The sequence below is a fragment of the Martinezella sp. CNPSo 3732 genome (assembly GCF_057784515.1).
In genome coordinates this window covers 57953-76916 of sequence record NZ_JBXSOO010000001.1, presented here as the reverse complement: position 1 = coordinate 76916, position 18964 = coordinate 57953, and the positions used below count along the sequence as shown (strand labels likewise).

Here is an 18964-nt window from a genome sequence, read left to right as displayed (position 1 = left end):
CTACATGCCTTTGTACAACATGCTTGCCCCAGACATCGCCTGACAAGAGGCTTTTGGCGTAGAGAAATATGACTTTTTTTCTCTTGTTTTTGACCGAGTGACAAGGCTATATCGCGCGGGCGCTTTCGTCCGATCGCGCTGACAATAGCCACCGGGATATATTCGTGACCATATTGAAATCAGTTTTGACCATTTCAGCTCTTTGCGCGGCGCTCGGCTTTGCCGCAACGGCAGCTTCCGCCGCCTCCACCAGCTATCCGTTGACCATCGACAATTGCGGCACCAAGGTCACGTTCCAGAAGGCTCCGGAACGGGCGGTAGGGCTCGGACAGAACAGCGCCGAAATTCTTCTACTGCTTGGCCTCGAAAACAAAATGGTCGGCACCGCCTTCTGGCCCAACAAGGTTCTGCCGCAGCTTGCGGAAGCCAATTCCAAGGTCAAGCTGCTGACGGTCGAGTTCCCGACCTTTGAATCGATCCTCTCCGAAAATCCCGATTTTGTCACCGCCGCACTACCGACCCTGATGGGACCGAGCAGCAAGGTGGCAAAGCGCGAGGACTTCGAAAAGCTCAATATTCCCACCTATGTTTCCCCCAGTATCTGCCCGGCCCAAGGCGCCTCTCAAGACAAATATGGCAATGCCGCCCGTAGCCAGATCTGGAACATGAGCACGCTCTACCAGGAAATCGACGAACTCTCGCAGATTTTCGATGTCCGCGACAAGGGCCAGGCGCTGATCGCGGATTTCAAAAAGCGGGAAGAGGCACTGCGCGCAAATGCGCCGAAGGATGGCAAGAAGCTCTCCTATGTCTTCTGGTTCTCCAGCCCATCGCCATCCGCGGATGCCTATGTCGGCGGCAAAAACAGCCCCTCGGGTTATATCGCCGACCTGCTTGGCGGCCGCAATGCCATTACCACTGAAGCGGAATGGCCGACACTCGGCTGGGAGAGCATCATCGCCGCCAACCCCGATGTCATCGTCGTTGCCAGCCTCGATCGCAATCGCTGGGAACTCGACAAGCCGGAAGCCAAGATCAAGTTCCTCACCACAGATCCCGCCGTCAGCCAGCTAGCCGCGGTCAAGAACAAGGCGATCGTCGTCATGGACGGCCAGGCCATGAACCCGACCATCCGGACGATCTATGGCGCCGAGCAGGTCGCCCAGCAGCTCAAGGCGCTTGGTCTTCTGAAGTGACCGACACATATCGAACCCTGAGGCAGCTGGCCATCATCGGCCTGCTGCTTTTTGCCTCTCTCGCGGCGATCAGCCTGACGATCGGTGTCAGCGTCGGCATCGGCGACCTGCCGATCCCGCTTTCAACGACCTTCTACGCCATCACCAACAGGCTGGGATGGACGGGGATCGAACTTAACCGCATCCACGAAACGGTGATCTGGGACTATCGCCTCAGCCGAGCGCTCGTGGCCGCTTTCTGCGGAGCGGGCCTGGCGCTCTCAGGCGCGATCATGCAGTCGCTCCTTCGCAACCCTCTTGCCGAACCCTATGTGCTCGGCATCTCGGCGGGCGCTTCGACCGGCGCGGTCGCTATCGTCATACTCAACATCGGTGCCGGAGCGATTTCCCTTTCGGCTGGTGCCTTTGCCGGCGCATTCGCGGCCTTCTTTTTCGTCGCTCTGCTTTCAAACGGCACGCGAGGCGGCGCCGACCGCACGATCCTTGCCGGTGTTGCCGCCTCCCAGCTGTTCAACGCTGCGACATCTTATATCGTGACGACATCGGGAAACGCACAGCAGGCGCGGGATGTGATGTTCTGGCTGCTCGGCAGTTTCGGTGGCGTCCGCTGGCCGGAATTCATGCTGGTTGCGACCATTGTCGGTTTCGGACTCGCGGTCTGTCTGCTCTATGCGCGCGTGCTGGATGCGTTCGCCTTTGGTGATGAGGCCGCCTCGTCTCTCGGCGTCAATGTCGGGCAGGCGCGGATCTGGCTCTTCGCGCTGACTGCGATGATGACTGCGACGATCGTCAGCATGGTCGGATCGATCGGCTTCGTCGGTCTCGTCGTGCCGCATGCGGCCCGCTTCTTCGTCGGTCCGCTACACATCCGGCTGCTGCCGGCCTGCGCCATTGTCGGAGCGATCTTCATGGTGCTGGCGGATATCGCCTCGCGCGCGCTCATTCCGCAGCAGGTTCTGCCGATCGGCGTGGTCACGGCGCTGGTGGGCGTTCCCTTCTTCTCCATTATTCTCTACCGGTTCCAGCGCGCATCATGAGCATCAAGGCCGACAACATCACCTGGAAAATCGGCGCGAAGACCGTCCTCGACGGCGTCTCGTTCGAGGCGCCCGCGGGTAAAATGCTCGGCCTGCTTGGACCGAACGGCTCCGGCAAGACCTCGCTCCTACGTCTGCTTGCCGGCTTGAAACGGCCGAATTCCGGTCGCATCACGCTCGAACAGAAGGATCTGCAGCGGATGTCCCGCCGTTCGATCGCAAGGCGCGTCGCCTTCGTCGAGCAGCACAGCACCACCAACGCCAATCTCAAGGTCATCGATGTCGCAAAGCTCGGCCGGTTTCCGCACCGATCGATGTTTTCCGGCTGGACGTCGGCAGATGACGAGGCGGTCGAAGATGCTCTCGCACGCGCCGGCATGAGAGAGAAGCGCAACGACCGATGGCAGAGCCTGTCGGGTGGCGAAAAGCAGCGTGCCCAGATCGCGCGAGCCCTCGCACAGGCGCCGAAGGAACTGATCCTCGACGAGCCGACCAACCACCTCGATATCCAGCATCAGATCAGCCTGATGCGGCTAGTCGCCGGCCTGCCGGTCACCAGCATCATCGCTCTTCACGATCTCAATCACGCCGCCATGTTCTGCGATCAATTGATTGTCATGCAGCAAGGCAGGATAGTCGCCTCCGGCACTCCGGAAGGCGTATTGACCGAAGATCTGCTGAGAAACGTCTTTGCTGTCGAGGCAAGGGTCGAAACCTCTCCTCACCACTCCCGGCCGCATATCCACTATCTACGATGAGATCATCCGGAATCGGCCCCCTGATTGCCCTTGCCTCGCCATGGAACGGAGCGCATCTTTCGCGATAAGCTCGACAGGCTCGAGGATTTTGAAGGGCATCGGCAAAAGATCGCAAGGCCGGTCTTTGGCATGCGGCGGATGGGGGAAGACATGACAGACAGGCTCAAGGGCAAGATCGCAATCATTTCGGGCGGCGCCACTGGCATGGGCGGTGCGGCCTCGCGCCTGTTTGCGGCCGAAGGCGCGAAGGTCGCGATCATCGACAGAAATGGCGATGCGGCGGCTGAGACCGTGCGCGAAATCCGCGATGCCGGCGGCATCGCCGACCATTGGGTTGCCGATGTTTCGGATGAAGCGGCCGTCAATGCCGCGGTCAAGGACATCGAGGGCCGCTTTGGCGCCGTGACCGTGCTCTTCAACCATGCCGGCACCATCGTCATCAAGCCGTTCCTCGAAACGACGCTCGAGGAATGGGAGTGGCTGCACGGCGTCAATGTCCGCTCGATGTTCCTCATGACCAAGGCGGTGCTGCCGGGCATGATCGCTGCCGGCGGCGGTTCCATCGTCTGCACTTCGTCGATTTCTGCCGTTGCGGCAACCCCGATGGAAGTGCTCTATGACACGACGAAGGGGGCGGTGCATATGTTTGCCCGCGCCATCGCAGTCGAGTTCCGCGATCGCAATATCCGCTGCAACGCCGTCTGCCCCGGCTTCATCCGCACGCCGCACGGACTGCGCGAGGTCGCCGAGCTGCAGGCTCTCGGCGTCGATGTCTCGGATGCGGCAATCGCGGCCCAGCAAGGGCGCATCGGCGAGCCCGAGGATGTGGCCCGCGCCGCCCTCTATCTAGCCTCCGACGAGTCCAACTTCGTCAACGGCATCCACCTGTTCGTCGACAACGGCTTTACCGCCATCTGACAGAAAAGCATCCGCATGCGATCATCCGAGCAAATTGATATTTTTCAATAGGATATGGCTGTCAATTTCGTAACTCCGATGGTAAGGGAGCTTTACGAATGACTTCACTGCCCCGGGTGTCCTTTGAGTACAGCTTGGCAACAGACCGGAATTGAGGCGCCGCCGCTGACGGAGAGTGCGCGGGCAGTGCTGCGAACCATCGCAAGCAGCGGCCCTGCGACGAGACCGCAATTGAGCGCGTCGCTGATGTTTTCGAAACCCACCATGTCGGCGGCCGTCAGCGAACTTGAACGGCACGACCTGCTCGCGCCGGCCGGCATCAATCGCGGCTCGGTCGGACGAACCTCCGTCACCTACGGCCTAGGGCCAAAGGCGGGCTTCGTCATCGGCGTCGATTGCGGCACGACCCATATCAACGCCATTGCCCGCGGCCTCGACGGCACCACACTCGGAACCGTCGAAATGCCGCTTGTCGACAAATCCGCCGATGAGCGATTTCTTCTGATAGAAGATGTTGTCGCAAGGTTGCTTTCCCAGTTCGAAACGCGATCGACGCCGTTGCGCGCAATCGCGATCGCCCTGCCGAACATCATTTCCGCGTCGCTGGAGCGAATGTTCGGCCGCGAGACCTTGACACCCGTTCTGGAGCATTTGCAAGCCACCTACGGCGCGCCTGTATTGCTTGAAAACAACGTCAACTGCGCTGCCCTTGCCGAATATCACGAAGGATCGGCGAAGCAGTATTCCTTCGTAATCTACATGCAGATCGGCGTGAAGACCGGCATGGGCATCGTGCTGGACGGCAGGCTTTTCCGGGGCTTCAAGGGTGGCGCCGGCGAAATCGGCCACCTGCCCTTTCCATGGTCGGAACACGAACGGCCGAAATGGCAACAGGTGGAAACCTATATGGGATCTGCAGCCCTCCTAGAGCGCGCCGCAGCAAAATGGCCCGCCGGTGAGGGCGCCCCACCGAAGAGTGCCAGCGAACTTTTTGCCCGCGTGGAACAATCTCCGACGGCGCGCGCCATTGTCGAGCAGCATGCCCGCGATGTCGGAAACCTCGCTGCCGCCTGCGTCAGCGTGCTCGATCCGCAACTGATCGTGCTTGGCGGCGGCGTCGGGCAAAACCCGCAATTGCTGCCAGGTGTGAGGGATATCGTGAAGGAATTGTGCTGGCCGGTGGAAGTCGTCAATGGCCAGCTATCGAACCAGGCAACCGTTCTTGGCGCCGTGCGCCTCGCCATCGACTTTGCAATGGCGAGGCTTTTGGGAGAGGAAGGCAAGACTGCCTTCCTCTATCCGAGCGCGCTCGCCGTCAACCAAATCAGCATCTGAGCAAGGCTCAGATGTCGCGCTTGGTATCGGTCTGGCGGTAGCGGAACTCGCAGACCGGCAGGCCGGCATCCTCCGAGAGCGTCGCAATCAGCAACTGTGCGGGAATAGCCTGCAGAATGGCATCGCCGATGCCTTCGGAGAAGGTTGGCACATGGATGACGACGAGGTTGTCGGCATCCGCGATATCGGTCCGCGCGGTGACGAGAACCGAGGGAATACCGAAGCCGGCGAGATCCTGCGCCAGCTTCACCTCGCGGCCATTACCGAACAACAGCACGCCACTATCCCTGTCGTTCGGCTCCATCGGCCCATGGAGAAAGTTCAGCGTATCCCAGTCCTGGGCAGCGACGCGTGCGGCTTCGCGGATCAGGAGCGCGGCATAGCCGGCCGTGCCGAGAGCCGTGCCCGCGCCAACGCAGTCGATTGACGTCTTGCCGGCCAGCAACTTGGCGGCCTTGTCGGCCTGAGCGCGCGTTTCGGTCAATACAGCCTCGGCGCGACCTGAAAGCTCTTGCCAATTCGTGCCGGACGGGCGACCGGCCGTATCAATGAGCAAGGCCGCAGTCAGCAGCGATCCGAGATAACTTGTCGTGTTCGGGCCGCTATCCGCGCCGCTCTCGGTTGCGATCATATGCTTCACGACCCGCGAAATCGGCGTGCCGTCCGCCTTGGCGATACCGTAGGAATGGGCGTTGGGACGCAGTTCCATCGCGCGCGCCGGCTCTTCGCTGCGGCCGGAGGCGGAAAAGGCGATATAGGCCTCGCCGGCATCGACCGATGGGTCATAGAGATCGGTACCCGCCAGGGCGAAGGCGCGCCGGCCCTGCGTGCGCATCTGCGCCGCGGCGACGACGGCCGCATAGAGGCTGGCACCGATCCCGACGAGGACCGTCGGTCCACGCCTTACCGGCTCCAGGTCGAGCGTTTCCAGCCGCCTGGAGACGGCACTGAAGCAGGTGTTGAGGGCAGCGGGCTGCAATGCGATCGCTTCGCGGTAAGGCACTCTGTCTGTCATGATCATTCCCGTATCTTTGTAAGGAAAGGCGGCCGCGCAAATAACGGCCGCCCGAGGTTTGGCCGATCTCAATCCAGCTTCATGTAGTCGGCAAATCGCGCGGCATCGTTGATGGTAACCTTGTCGAGCTTGTTTTCGCCAAGGCCCCATTTCTCGAAAATCTTGGCATAGGAGCCATCGTCGATCATCGACTGCATGGTGGCCGCCAACGCATCGCGCAGCTTCGGATCGTCCTTGCCGACGAGCATTGCCTGGTAGCCGACGGCGTATTGCGCGCCCGTGACAAGTTCCAGCTTCTTGTTACCCGCCGGCTGATGCTGGAGGCTGTAGGCCGCTACCCCCGTCGTGTCCATGGAGAGATCGACGCGACCGCTCTGCAAGGCGATCTTGATCTGGTCGTTCGACGGGAACTGCATGACGTTGAGCGGCTTATCGGCCGGGCAGAGCGTCTTCTGCTTGTCGAGGAGCTGAAGCGGGATCGAGCCCTGGACCGCGCCGGCATTGAGCCCACAGGCGTCCTTCAGCTTGTGCACGCTCTTCGGGTTGCCTTCCAGCACGATGATGCTGGTGCCCTCGAGCATGTAGTTGACGACATCGACGATCTTCTCGCGCTCGGCAAAATCGCCGAAGGCGGACATGCCCATATCGAAACGGCCGGCTTGGATGCCGGGAATGATGCTGGCGAACTGCGCCGGCACGTCGGTAAATTTCACGCCGAGACGGGCACCCATTTCGTCGCGAAGCTCGCGTTCGAGGCCGATAATCGTCTTGTTGTCCTCGCCGTAGAAATCGTAAGGCGGTGTCTGCGGTTCCGTGCCCACCTTGATCTCTCCCGAAGCCTGGATCTTTTCGGGCAGCATGGCGTGCAGTTTCTGGTCGACGCCCGCGGCCCAGGCCGTGGGAGTTGCGAGCATCGTCGCCAAGGCGAAGGCGATTGTCAGTTTGATCTTCCCTGTCATTGTCATTCCCCTTTTTTCCTGGTGCACGTGAAGGACGTGCGGCCTCATTGCGGTGCCTGCCAGTCAGTGCATCCGTCTCAAAAACGCCTGCGTTCTTTCCTGTTGCGGATTGTCGAGCACGTCGCGCGCCGGCCCTTCCTCGACGACGACGCCCTGATCCATGAATACGATTCGATCGGCGACATCGCGGGCGAAGGAGAGTTCGTGCGTCACCACGATCATCGTCATTCCGTCCGCCGCGAGTTTGCGCATCACGTTCAGCACCTCGCCAACGAGTTCGGGATCGAGTGCGGATGTCGGCTCGTCGAAGAGCATCAGCTTCGGGTTCATCGCCAGCGCCCGGGCGATCGCTACGCGCTGTTGCTGCCCGCCGGAGAGCTGATAAGGATAGGCGCTGCCGCGGCCTTCGAGATCCACCATCTTCAGGAGCTCTCGTGCTCTAGCTACCGCCTCCTCGCGCGACTTTCCGCGATTGAGCATCGGCGGCTGCGAAATGTTCGTCAGCACGTCCTGATGGGCGAAAAGATTGAAGCGCTGGAACACCATGCCGATGTCGCGGCGCTGCACGGCAAGCTCCTTGCCGCTCATCTCATGCAAGGCATCGCCCCGCTCGTGATAGCCGATCAACTGGCCGTCGACGAGAATGCGGCCCGCTGTCATTCGTTCCAGGTGGTTGATGCATCTGAGGAAGGTCGATTTCCCACTTCCCGAGGGACCGAGCAGGCAGACGACCTCGCCCTTGTCGACGGAGAGATTGATGCCCTTCAGCACTTCCAGCGAACCGAAGGATTTGTGGACGTCGATCGCCTGGACGAGGGCTCTTGCCGAGGACGATGTTGCAGGAGCACTCATCCGTTTCTCCCTTCCGCGCCCATGAGGCGCAGGGCGCCTTGCAGGAGGCCGGGCGCCTGGTTCGTGGATTTTCCAAGCCGGCTTTCGATGACGAGCTGGATCGCGGAGGCGATCGTGGTCATCACGAGGTACCAGATGCTGGCAACGATCAGCAGTTCGATGATCAGGAAGTTCCGGGCGTAGATATTCTGCGCGCGCGTCAGCAGGTCCTGGGCTGCGACGACGGAAACGAGCGAGGTCGTCTTCAGCATCGAGATCGTCTGATTGCCGATCGGCGGGATGATGACGCGTAGCGCCTGGGGAAAGATGATGCGCAGCATCGATTGGGCGGGCGTATAACCGAGCGCCTTGGCGGCTTCATTTTGGCCGCTATCGACAGCGAGCAGTCCGCCCCGAATGATCTCCGCCATATAGGCCGCCTCATTGAGGCTGAGGGCAAGAAGCGCTGCGACGAAAGCCGTGACGATCGAATTGGTGTCGATGTGGATGGAACCGATATCGATGCTCGGAATGAAAAGCTGGATATTGAACCAGAAGATGATCTGGACCAGCAGCGGCGTGCCGCGGAAGAACCAGATATAGAGGCTTGCGAAACCGGACAGCACCGGATTGGACGCGAGCCGCATCGTGGCAAGGATGGCACCGGCAACGATGCTGATGATCATCGACAAGACGGTGAACAGGATAGTCAGCTTGATCCCATCCAGGATCGTCTCGTCGAAGATATATTGAGGTATGGCCGACCAGGCGATGTGGCGGCTGGTGGCGACCATGAACACCAGCAATACGACGACAGCGATCAGCACGACCGCGATCACGCGCTGCCCCCAGTTTCGTGCGGGAATGATTTTTTGGGAGGTCATGCGGCTCTCCAATCATCGGCAGTTTTCAACTCGCCGTCGATATGCGGCGGCGGCAAGGTGGCCGGCAGGTCACCACGGCTGAGCTTGCGGGCGAGCACCATCGCCCCCGCCACCGGCGCCTCGTTGAGAAGGGTCAGCGTCAGATCAGGCAGACGGTCGCCGAGGGCGGTCTTGAAAGCCGCGAGAAGCCGCGGCTGACGGGCAATGACGCCGCCGCCAGTGACGACATCGCCACGCGGCGCGCCGCGTTCCAGCAATTGCGCTGTGAGCACGGCAAGTGAGGCACCCGCCTCCGTGATGACCTTGTCGGCATATCGCGAACCTGCATTCGCTGCGTCGAATACCAAGGGTGCGAGCCGGCCAATGCCGGCTGCCGATCCGATCTCGCCCAACGCCCGCCCAATCTCGATCGGCGACGATATGCCGAGCGCTTCGATGAGGTTGCGACCAAGAAGATCAAGCGGTTGTCCCTGGTCAAGCGCAAAGCGGATTGTTCGGGCTGCTTCCCGCACAAGACCGCTCGCACTTCCTTCGTCGCCCAGATACCAACCCCAGCCGCCGGATGCGATCATCCTGCGCGCAGCGTCGCGCGAGACCGCAATCGAACCGGTGCCGCTGATAACGGAAATGCCGCTCGACTTGCCCGCCGCCGGCAGCAACAGCTCGGAGTCGTTGAGAACGAGCACGGCGCCGGGCAAGTGCCGGGCAAGCCTTGTTTGCAGCGCAAGCCGATCCTCGTCGCTATCGCAGCCATGCGCGCCGACGACCGTGATCTTCGGTGCCGCTGCGGTCGTTGCGACAAGCAGCGAAACGAGGGCTTGCGCATCCACATCATGGTCGACGCGAGCGCGCCATTCGGCTGTGTGGACGGTCCTTTCGCCGACCGTCTCGCCATTCATCTCGGCGATAAGCTGCGTTTTGGTTCCGCCAATATCAATTCCAGCAATCATGCGTCCCAATCCATTTGTTAGGTAACTTACCTAATTATAGGAGACGCGCAAGCATTATTTCGTACTCTCGGATCTGTGGATGATCTCGATACTGAATTGACCCGCGCCAACTCATGACCTGAACGATTGCAGCAGGGTCGCCGAATTCAGATGGGCGGAGCCGGTCGGCCTCGGACCTCATCGACGGGACGCGACAGGTATGTTTGGTGATGGGTTACATGGCGAGCGCGTATGACGCCCGCTCGGCCTGAAGATATGCGAGCGTCCGTGCAATCCCCTCCTCCAGACCGACCGAGGGGGTCAGTCCGTAGGAGCGTTGCAGGGCCGTGTCGCCGCAGCGGTAAAAGACACCTTCCGGGTGGTTCGATCGCCCGGTGACGGCCGGCTGCCAGCCAATCTGCCGACTGATCGCCTCGGCCAACGCGATGAAGGAAGTCGCGGTGCCGGTCGATAGATTGAGGCTTGCCCCGTCGGGAAGCAGCTCCCTCGTCTGCCAGATGAAGTCGATGCAGTCCGAGATGTGGATAAAGTCCCGACACTGATGGCCCGAGCCCCAGACGAAGACTTCCGGCGCACCCTTTTCCGCAAGCAAGCGACGGCAGATCGCCGGGAAAGGATAGGCAAGATCCTGATCCTCGCCATAGCCGCTGAACGGCCTGTAGGCGATGGCCCGCCGGCCATAGCGTTCGACATAGAGTTTCATCAGATATTCGCCGGTCAATTTTGCCCAGCCATAGCTGAGATCGGGAACACCGACGGCGGCGTCGAAATTGATCATCTCCTCCGACAGCAGCCGATGATTGGCGATAGTCTGCAACGACACCGGATAGGCCGCACTGGAACTGAAGAATATGACTGAACCGGGTTTGGCGCGTGATGCCCACTGCCACAGTTCCGCATCGACTGCCAGATCCTCGGCAACGTCGAGCGCGCGCGTCTCGAGCGTCAAGCGACCGCCAACGAGCGCGGCAAGATGGAAGACATAGTCGAAATGCTCGGGAGGCCGTGCGAAGAACGTCCGGCAATCCTCTTCCCAAAAGGTGAAGCGGGAACGCTGAAGCCGCTGCCACAGTTCCGGATGCAGCGCGCCCGTTCCCGCGACCAGTGAATCGACGCAAACGATATCCAAGCCCTCGGCAAGAAGTCGCCGGACAAGATGCCGGCCCACGAAACCGCAACCACCAGTCACCAATGCGCGTGCCATCGTCTCCCCCAACCACTATGCAGAAAAATCGCTCCGTCCCAGATAGATATCCACCATGCGGCGCCCCCATTCCGCTCTGCTCGGCGCGATGCGGCGGCCAAGGGCCAGCGCCCCTTCGCTCAGCCGCCGCATCAATCGGTCGTCATCCGTCGCCATCAATTTCTCGGCCAGCGAATCCGCATCGCCGCTATCGAATATCAGACCGGCGCCATTCTCCTCGACCTCCGTCGCAATCAGCGCATTGCTGCTGACGATGACCGGAATGCCGGACATCAATGCTTCGGCGGCGACCAGGCCATAAGGCTCGGGCATGCGCGACGGCATGACGAAAACGCGCGCTGTGCCGGCGATCTCGGTCACCTCCTCGTCGCTTAGCCAGCCAGGCACATAGCAATGCGGCAACAGCCGCTGCATCTCGGCAAGCAATGGCCCGCGCCCGATCAGCGTTGCCGTCCTGCCCGTCTTGTTGAGCGCATCCGCCAGTGTATGAACCCCCTTTTCCCAGCACATGCGGCCGAGGAAAACAGTGCGGCGGTTGCGCCACGCCTCGACAGGCGCCGGCGTCAATGGCTGCGTCGGCGTGCGCAGTGTCGTGAAATGCTGGAAGGGGCCGGTGCGCAGAAACGCTTCCATGCTCTCATGCGCCAGGACGATGCCCACCCGGCTCCAAAATCCCTCGCCGACTCCCTGCTGTGTCAGGGTGCGACGGAAGCGCCAAAGCTTATGGAGATAACTGCGCTTGTCGCAATTGGTCGTCAGACAGACGAGAGATAGCGGCTTGATGTCACAAACCTCGCCGCTGCGGAAATTGATAAGGCCGCCATTCGGGCAGGTCAGGAAGAAATCATGCGCCGTGACGATGACTTTGACCCGATGCCTGGCAAGCGCATAGAAAATCGAGGGCGAGAGGATCTGTGACCAGCCATGCACATGGACAACGGTTTCCTCATCCGATTCCCGAAGCAGGCCTTCCATCGCCTCATAAGCCCGCCGATTGTAGTTCTTCGCAAGGATATCGGCGGTCGCCGGCCCCTCTCGAAGGGCACGCTCGCCCAAGGCAACCGTCCGGATACCGGCAAAGCGCGGCTTGAGACCTTCGCCATCATCGCCGACCAGTATGGCGCATGTCAGCCCGGCATCTCTGCTTGCCTCAAGACATTGCAGCGCCACCTTGGTTGCGCCACCGCGAACGGTCGAAACATCATTGACAAGTATGAGACGCATGAGAACAGCAACTCGCCTATGGCATTAACCGGGCGCGGCGAAAGAAACCGTCCTCTTACGTTTCGCGCCCGATACATAAAGCGCCCTAACACATCAGCTTTTCAATTCATCCATTCGCACGAAAGCATCCCGCTTTCAGGTTGAATCCACAGGGTCTCATCGATGCAGGAGGGGGAAATGCCGGTAGCGCATGCTTACCAAAGCCATGTGCTCCAGCTTGCTGTTTGCGCAACCACCAGGGCGCTCTATTCAAACCGGAGCATTAGCGCGCGATTTGGTCCGGCGATTGGACGGGAATGTCAAACGGCAGGAAGTGTTTGAGACTGGCTGTAATCACGATGAGCTTATGGATACTTGCCGTTCCTGCGATGACTGCATCTGCCGCGCCTGGATTATGCCCGGCGATGACCGCTTTCGCCTCCAGCCTCCCGGATTCAAGCGCAACATCCTTGTCGACGGGCAGGATGTGATCACCATACCCGGCAATTAGCCCTTGTAGCCAGGTATGAATCCCCGCTGCCTTTGCCTTCGCACCTTTTGCCTCCAACAACCGAATGCCCTTTTCGATCTCGTGGATAGTCAACGCGGAAAGATAGATTGCGTCTCGTCGATCCTGTTCATCCACCCATTCGGCAAAAGTGTTCGATGCACTTGCCTTGGACGGGGCGAACATGGAGATCGCGTTGGTGTCGAGAAGAAAGCTCACAAATCGACCTCACGAGAGGGAGCAGGATTTCTTGAGAAAACATCGTCGGTAGGATCGAAATCGGCCGGAAAAGTCTTCAGGTACTGTACCAGGCTCGGCCGGCCGCTCCGAATCGCCTTTCTTGCCGCCTCGGCCACCCCCACACTGACAACGACGGCGGCAGCACGCCCGTGGCGCGTAATCGTCACGAACTCGCCGGCCGCAGCCTGATCGACGATATGAGAGAACGATGCCTTGGCATCCTTTAAGCTGATCGTTGTCATGGTAAGCTCCTAAAAGAGGTTACTTATGACTACTTTTAGGAGCGTATTTGTATAAAATCAAGGCGAGGAACATGGGTTGCCGTGACGTTCACATCGCTGCCATCGACGCGGAGCAAAGAAACCCGCCACTCATCCCCTCGCCTTCTTGACCGCTATCTCCATTTCCTTGAACGGACGGCGAAAGGTGGGCACGCGCTCGGCAACAGAAGGAAACGCGCCGAACGGCTTGTGTGGCTCGGCCTGATACCAAAAGGCGACCGAGGAAATATCGTCTGAACGGCGGTTGGCGTGGCCGTGCTCGATCGTCACCCGGATGCTTTTCTGGAAGATCGCCGGATCTTCAATATGCCAGCGGTAGAGCGTGACGGGCTCGGTCCAGTTCGGACCACCGGCGGCGATGATGCCATGATAGGGCGCGCTATATTCCTGTGTCGGGCACCACGCCGTATTGAAATAATCCTCCGTGCCGGTGCCGTGCAGCGTCGGCGGCCAGGCGTCATTGGCACCAGGCGCAGATTCCGGCCGAGGTTCGATCAGCGCTGCCTTCGGCCCGATGCGCGGATCGGGCTTGCGCACGGTATCAGGCACGGAAAGCCCCTGCTCGCCGTCGATGAAGATCATGTCGTCGCCTTCGCCGTACCAGTCCCATACCTCGGAACGGCGGCGGGAATAGACACTGTAGAGAACGCCGACATAATGACCGCGGCCCTCTGCCTCCAGGATCGTATAATTCTCTTTGCCGTCGACATTCTCGCCGCCGAAGAGATATTCCTCGTTGGTGAGACCCGTATCGCTCATGCCCTGGGGCTGCGACTGGCGATACTGCGCGTGGAAACGTCCCATGTCCTCTTCAAGCGTCTGATGAAGCTCGAGATCGACATAGTAGTAGAACAGCAGGTCGTGTTCGGCTTCGTTCGTCACCGTCAGCGTCATGTGCGAGCCGAAGGGCATGGGAAAGTAGCAGTTGAACGCCTTGCCGTCCTCAGGGCTCGCCTGCATCGGCAGGCTGGCGTAGTTTGCCGTGCGGCCATGGCCCATGCCGAAGAAATCGCCAATCGGCGCTTCGACGCTCGGCTCCGTCTCGCCATCCCAATAGGCGCGCAACACGATCTTGCGCAGGAAATTCTCGCTCTCGCAGGCAAGCGTTGCCCAGATATGGGTGATAATGCCGGCGCCCGAGTGCTCGGCGATCACCTCCGTCTTTCCCGGCTCGATATGGAAGCGATCGTCGTTGCCACCGGTGCGATCATAGCTCGAAAAGCGGCGCGTTCTTGCTTCGCGCAGCTTCGCAAGCCCGCGCAGGGGTGAAAGGCCGAGATTGCTCATAAGTGTCTCCTGTCTTGAATGAAGGCGGCTATTTCAGGCCGCTGGTCTTCAGCGAATCCATGATCTGCCGCTGGAAAATCACGAAGAGGATGAGAGTAGGAATGGCGACGATGGTGGAGGCAGCCATCATGTAGTTCCAGGATGCCGAATACTGGCTTTTGAAGTTGGCGATGCCGACCTGCACCATCCAGAGGTTCGGATTGGAGGTAATCGTCAACGGCCAGAGGAAGGAATTCCAGTTGGCGAGGAAGAACAGAATAGCGAGCGCCGACATGATCGGCCGGCTCAAGGGCAGAATGACGCTCCAATAGATGCGCCAATAGCCGGCGCCGTCGATCACCGCTGCCTCCTCGATCTCGCGCGGCAATGAAAGATAATATTGCCGCAACAGGAAGATGCCGAAGGCATTGAAGATCGCGGGAATGATGAGCCCCGCATAGGAATTGATCATGCCCATCGCCTTGACGATGATGAAAAGCGGCACGATCACGACCGGCAGCGAAACGAGAAAGGTCGAGAAGATCGCAAGGAAGATGATCTCGCGCCCGGGAAAGCGCAGACGCGCCAGCGCATAACCCGCCATGGTATGGAAGAACAGCGCGACGATCGTCACCGTCGCCGAGACGAAGAAGCTGTTGAGCATGTAGCGGATGAAGGGAATGCCGGTCAGCACATAGATGAAATTGTCGAGCGTCGGTGCTTCCGGTATCAGCGATGAGGAGAAGGATTCGGTTGCCGGCTTGAAGGCGATCGAGACCATCCAGAGCAGCGGAAACAGCGTCATCAGTGCCAGGGTCGCTGATATCAGCATCCACAGACAGCGGACCAGCGTGACCTGCGATCGCGCGAAATAGGCATTGGAAGCATCATTCCGCATGATCGAAACGTCCTCCGCGCGTGACGGCAAAGAAAATCGCGGTGACGGCCATGAGCGCGGCAACCAGGATCGACGACATTGCGGCCGCATAACCGAAGGCACCGAAGGAAAAGGCCTGCTGATAGATGTAGACGATCAGCACCGCCGTCGAATTGGCCGGACCACCCTTGGTCATCACATAAATGATATCGAAGGCCTGGGCACCGGCAACGGCGGCAACCATCGAGACCATGACAACGAAGAAACTCGTGGGTTTCAGCAGCGGCAGCGTGATGTAGCGGAAGCGCTTGACAGGGCCGGCACCATCGATCATCGCCGCCTCATAATACTCCTTCGGTATGTCCTGCAGGCCACCCAGGAAGATCAGCATATAGAAGCCCATCAGGAACCAGACACTGACAAGCACGACGGTGATCAAAGCGAAATTCGGATCGCCGAGAAATGAAATAGCGGGAAGACCGAGGTTCGCCATGGTCTGACCAACGACGCCGATCTTGTCGATCACCATGAATTGCCAGACAAGCGCGACGACGACGAGGCTCACCATATTCGGTGCAAAGAACATCGAACGGACGACCGCATTGAAGCGATTGGTCTGCAGTACGAGAAGCGCCAGCCCCAGGCCCGTGACATAGAGCGACGGCACGAGCATGACGGCATAAAGGGCGGTTACTCTCGCCCCTTTCCAGAACAGGGGATCATGCCACATGCGGATATAATTCTTGGCGCCGACGAAATTGTAGCCGCCGAAGCCGTTGACTTCGTAGACGCTCAGCACGAGCGAAAGAAGCATCGGCACGCCGAGAAACAGGAAGAGGCCGAGTGCATCGGGCAGCACGAAGAGGTAGCCCGCGATCCACTCTCGATGCCGGGCGGAAAGGCCTTTGCGTCCGCCATTCGCATGGCTTGTCGTCACATCTGCAATTGTCGTCATGATCTCGTCCCGGAAAGAGAGACGGCCGCTTGGGCTGATTGCCGCAGCGGCCGACGTTTCTTCTTAAAGGATCGGCGCGCCGCTATAGGAACCAAGGAACGCGTCGAGCTGCTGCGAGGCCGAGGTTGCCGTCGCTTGAGGGTCGGCGCCTCCGAGCTGCGTCTGCTGGATCGCATCGGAGATGATCTTGTAGACCTCCGGCGGCACACGCGGTTCGGCGCGGGCGCCCGGATAGACATCGGAGGCGAATTTGCCGATCATGCCGGTCTTGAAAGCATCTCCGCCGGCCGCAAGCGCGCTTTCGCGCGGTGGCATGTCCGACTTGCCCTTGGTGCACCAGTCAGCGACGCGCTGTACGGAACCTTTGTCCTTGGAAGCCAGCGCCCAGGCGCAGAACTGCGCGGCTGCGTCCGGGTTCTTGCTCTTGGCATTGGCGACGAAGGCCCAGCCGCCACCGACTGTCACGTATTTGCCGTTTGGCGGTGTCGGCAGGCGGAAGACGCCATATTTGAAATCCTTCGCATTACTCTGCAATTGCGAGATGCCCCAGATGCCGACATTCTGGATGGCACAGTAACCCGATGCGAGGTTCGCGACCGTGTCGTTCGCGCCGCTGCCCATGACCTGGCGGGGTGCCGCTCCCGAATTGACGGCATCCTGCCAGAACTTCAGAGCCTGCACCGTGGCGGGAGAATCGAACGCGCTCTTGCCGTCCTTGCCCTGAAATTCGCCGCCGCCCTGCCAGAGGAAAGGATACCAGGTGAAATTCTGATAGTAGCCCGGCTGGGTCTCGAACAGCACGCCGAAACGCTTCGGCGTCGTCAGCTTCTTCGCGAGTTCCAGCAGATCGTCCCAGGTCTTCGGAACGTCGTTCTCGTTCAGCTTCGCCTCTTCAAAAGCCTTGATCGAATAGTACATCGCCATCGGCTCGACTTCCATCGGAATGCCGTAGATCTTGCCATCGACCATGCGGTTGGCGATCACACTCTCCGGAAAATCCTCCTTGGCATCGATATGGGGCGTGAGGTCCTGCAGGACGCCGCCATTGTAATAACGCAGGAAATCGCCCGGCGAGATCAGGAAGATGTCCGGCCCTTCGCCGGAGGCGAATGCGGTCGCGAGCTTCGGTCCGTTGATATATTCCGCGTTCGGTACATATTCGAGTTCGACCTTTTGCGGATGGTTGTCGTTCCAAGCCGCGACCGCCTTCTCGAACCAGTCGATCTGGCTCTGGACCGGGCCGCCTGGCGCATAGAACTGCCAGAACTTCAATGGCGCGCTTTGCGCACGGACGGCCATACGCGATATATAGGGAAAACCGCTCAACCCGGCAGCCGCGCCGGCGGCGAGGATCGCGCCGCCCTTGAGCACGCTGCGACGGGTTGCGGGGGTGATGAACTTATCCTTACCGGTCATGACTTCCTCCCATTTTGCGTTACCGCCACCACTCTCCTACAGGGTGACGGAGCTTCAATTCATGCGGTATCGAAGGCGTGTAGATTGCAGGGAATCACGTCCGAACGCGCAGGTCCGGCATAAGCTCCCGAAAGCCTCTCGAGCAGCATCTCGGTTGCGCGATGGGCCAGCAGCGACGGCGTGTTGCCGACCCTTGTAATCCGCGGCCTGATATATTCGAGCTGCGGCTGATCGCCGAAGACGGCAATGCCGATATCCTTCGGAACATTGATGCCGCGGTCGAAGAAGGCGGCAAGCGCTCCCGCGGCCATCAGGTAGTTTCCAAAGAAGATCACCGAGGGCAGGTTGTCGCCATAGTTCGCCAGGAGCCAATCGACCGCCTCTTCCCCTGACGGACCAAGATAGCTTCCTTCCCGCCGCAGTTCGGCAATCGGCTCGACGCCGTTGTCACGCAGGCCCTGCTCGAATCCGGAAGCGCGCACCATGGCTTCGGCGAAGAAGGAAGGGCCGGTCAGATGTGCGATCCGGCGATGGCCCTTCTGGGCCAGATAGGTTCCCATCTGATGGCCGCCACCAAAATCGTCGATCTTGACGCTGTCGACCGCCTTGTTCGGCAGGTCGCCGATAAACACTGTGGGAAGATCGATTTCGAGCAGCGCGTCATGCATGCCGTGGAGAGCGAAATCGCCGACGATGAGGCCATCGATGCGCCGGCTGCGGATCTGGCGGAGATAGTGCTTGCCGTGCTCCTGTGAATGGCCGCCGGGAACATCGGTATTGAAGATCAGGAGATCGATCCCGATCGCCTCGAGATCGGACTGCGCCGCCTGCACCATTTCCGGATAGAAGGGGTTGCGGATATCCGGGATCAGCATGGCAACGAGATTGGTACGGCCGGTCCTGAGGCTTTGAGCGAGCGGGTTCGGCACATAACCAAGCTCGGCGATCGCTTCCTGAACGCGCTTGCGCAAGTCCGCCGAGACACGGTCGGCGTGATTCAGCACATGCGACACAGTGGTCGGCGACACTCCGGCACGCTTGGCAACTTTGGCGATTGTGGTCATGGGAGTAGGTTACGGCATTGTAAATCGATTTGCAAATGCTTTTGCAAATCGATTTACGACATATTTT

At 60.0% G+C, this 18964-nt stretch carries 19 protein-coding genes; 5 read left to right on the top strand and 14 right to left on the bottom strand.

Annotated features, from left to right (window positions below; translation table 11 throughout):
* The first annotated feature begins 164 nt into the window (after window positions 1–164).
* From AC13RM_RS00345 to AC13RM_RS00325, 5 genes are all read left to right on the top strand, one after another.
* Window positions 165–1196, top strand: a complete 1032-nt coding sequence (locus AC13RM_RS00345) for an ABC transporter substrate-binding protein (RefSeq protein WP_374823159.1) — start codon at window positions 165–167, stop codon at window positions 1194–1196.
* Window positions 1193–2233 (top strand): FecCD family ABC transporter permease, encoded by a 1041-nt coding sequence (locus AC13RM_RS00340; protein ID WP_374823156.1) that lies wholly within the window; start codon window positions 1193–1195, stop codon window positions 2231–2233. Before AC13RM_RS00345 ends, AC13RM_RS00340 begins: the two co-directional genes overlap by 4 nt.
* A complete protein-coding gene (locus AC13RM_RS00335; RefSeq protein WP_374823153.1) occupies window positions 2230–2991 on the top strand; it encodes an ABC transporter ATP-binding protein in 762 nt (253 codons plus the stop codon). Before AC13RM_RS00340 ends, AC13RM_RS00335 begins: the two co-directional genes overlap by 4 nt.
* Before the next feature lie 150 nt (window positions 2992–3141).
* Complete coding sequence (locus AC13RM_RS00330) at window positions 3142–3909, top strand: SDR family NAD(P)-dependent oxidoreductase (RefSeq protein WP_092717146.1); 768 nt, start codon at window positions 3142–3144, stop codon at window positions 3907–3909.
* A 231-nt stretch (window positions 3910–4140) separates the two neighbouring features.
* Window positions 4141–5244: an ROK family protein gene (locus AC13RM_RS00325; RefSeq protein ID WP_488554417.1), complete on the top strand. Its 1104-nt coding sequence runs from the start codon at window positions 4141–4143 to the stop codon at window positions 5242–5244.
* Between the two features lie 7 nt (window positions 5245–5251).
* Here AC13RM_RS00325 and AC13RM_RS00320 read toward each other — a convergent pair whose 3' ends face one another.
* The 14 genes from AC13RM_RS00320 to AC13RM_RS00255 form a co-directional block, all read right to left on the bottom strand.
* Window positions 5252–6259: an SIS domain-containing protein gene (locus tag AC13RM_RS00320; RefSeq protein ID WP_374823146.1), complete on the bottom strand. Its 1008-nt coding sequence runs from the start codon at window positions 6257–6259 to the stop codon at window positions 5252–5254.
* A 68-nt stretch (window positions 6260–6327) separates the two neighbouring features.
* The gene (locus AC13RM_RS00315; protein WP_374823143.1) at window positions 6328–7218 is read right to left on the bottom strand and encodes an ABC transporter substrate-binding protein; all 891 of its coding nucleotides are present in this window, start codon (window positions 7216–7218) and stop codon (window positions 6328–6330) included.
* 63 nt (window positions 7219–7281) lie between these two features.
* Window positions 7282–8070, bottom strand: a complete 789-nt coding sequence (locus AC13RM_RS00310; protein WP_374823139.1) for an amino acid ABC transporter ATP-binding protein — start codon at window positions 8068–8070, stop codon at window positions 7282–7284.
* Window positions 8067–8933, bottom strand: coding sequence for an amino acid ABC transporter permease (locus AC13RM_RS00305; protein ID WP_113232237.1), 867 nt, complete (start codon window positions 8931–8933; stop codon window positions 8067–8069). Before AC13RM_RS00305 ends, AC13RM_RS00310 begins: the two co-directional genes overlap by 4 nt.
* Window positions 8930–9883, bottom strand: a complete 954-nt coding sequence (locus AC13RM_RS00300) for an N-acetylglucosamine kinase (RefSeq protein ID WP_113232238.1) — start codon at window positions 9881–9883, stop codon at window positions 8930–8932. The genes AC13RM_RS00305 and AC13RM_RS00300 overlap by 4 nt, the downstream gene beginning before the upstream one ends.
* 214 nt (window positions 9884–10097) lie before the next feature.
* Window positions 10098–11087, bottom strand: a complete 990-nt coding sequence (locus AC13RM_RS00295; RefSeq protein ID WP_374823134.1) for an NAD-dependent epimerase/dehydratase family protein — start codon at window positions 11085–11087, stop codon at window positions 10098–10100.
* Window positions 11088–11102: 15 nt separating this feature from the next.
* Window positions 11103–12311, bottom strand: a complete 1209-nt coding sequence (locus tag AC13RM_RS00290) for a glycosyltransferase family 4 protein (RefSeq protein WP_374823131.1) — start codon at window positions 12309–12311, stop codon at window positions 11103–11105.
* 262 nt (window positions 12312–12573) lie between these two features.
* Entirely contained in the window at window positions 12574–13017 is a 444-nt protein-coding gene (locus AC13RM_RS00285) for a PIN domain-containing protein (protein WP_374823128.1), read from the bottom strand.
* On the bottom strand, window positions 13014–13280 hold the full coding sequence (locus AC13RM_RS00280) for a type II toxin-antitoxin system Phd/YefM family antitoxin (protein ID WP_113232242.1): 267 nt from the start codon (window positions 13278–13280) through the stop codon (window positions 13014–13016). The genes AC13RM_RS00285 and AC13RM_RS00280 overlap by 4 nt, the downstream gene beginning before the upstream one ends.
* Before the next feature lie 129 nt (window positions 13281–13409).
* Complete coding sequence (locus AC13RM_RS00275; protein ID WP_374823123.1) at window positions 13410–14606, bottom strand: glycoside hydrolase family 172 protein; 1197 nt, start codon at window positions 14604–14606, stop codon at window positions 13410–13412.
* A 28-nt stretch (window positions 14607–14634) separates the two neighbouring features.
* Entirely contained in the window at window positions 14635–15483 is an 849-nt protein-coding gene (locus tag AC13RM_RS00270) for a carbohydrate ABC transporter permease (protein WP_374823120.1), read from the bottom strand.
* Complete coding sequence (locus tag AC13RM_RS00265) at window positions 15473–16417, bottom strand: carbohydrate ABC transporter permease (protein WP_374823117.1); 945 nt, start codon at window positions 16415–16417, stop codon at window positions 15473–15475. The genes AC13RM_RS00270 and AC13RM_RS00265 overlap by 11 nt, the downstream gene beginning before the upstream one ends.
* 63 nt (window positions 16418–16480) lie before the next feature.
* The gene (locus AC13RM_RS00260; protein ID WP_374823114.1) at window positions 16481–17833 is read right to left on the bottom strand and encodes an ABC transporter substrate-binding protein; all 1353 of its coding nucleotides are present in this window, start codon (window positions 17831–17833) and stop codon (window positions 16481–16483) included.
* A gap of 59 nt (window positions 17834–17892) precedes the next feature.
* The gene (locus AC13RM_RS00255; RefSeq protein ID WP_374823111.1) at window positions 17893–18897 is read right to left on the bottom strand and encodes a LacI family DNA-binding transcriptional regulator; all 1005 of its coding nucleotides are present in this window, start codon (window positions 18895–18897) and stop codon (window positions 17893–17895) included.
* Window positions 18898–18964 lie beyond the last annotated feature (67 nt).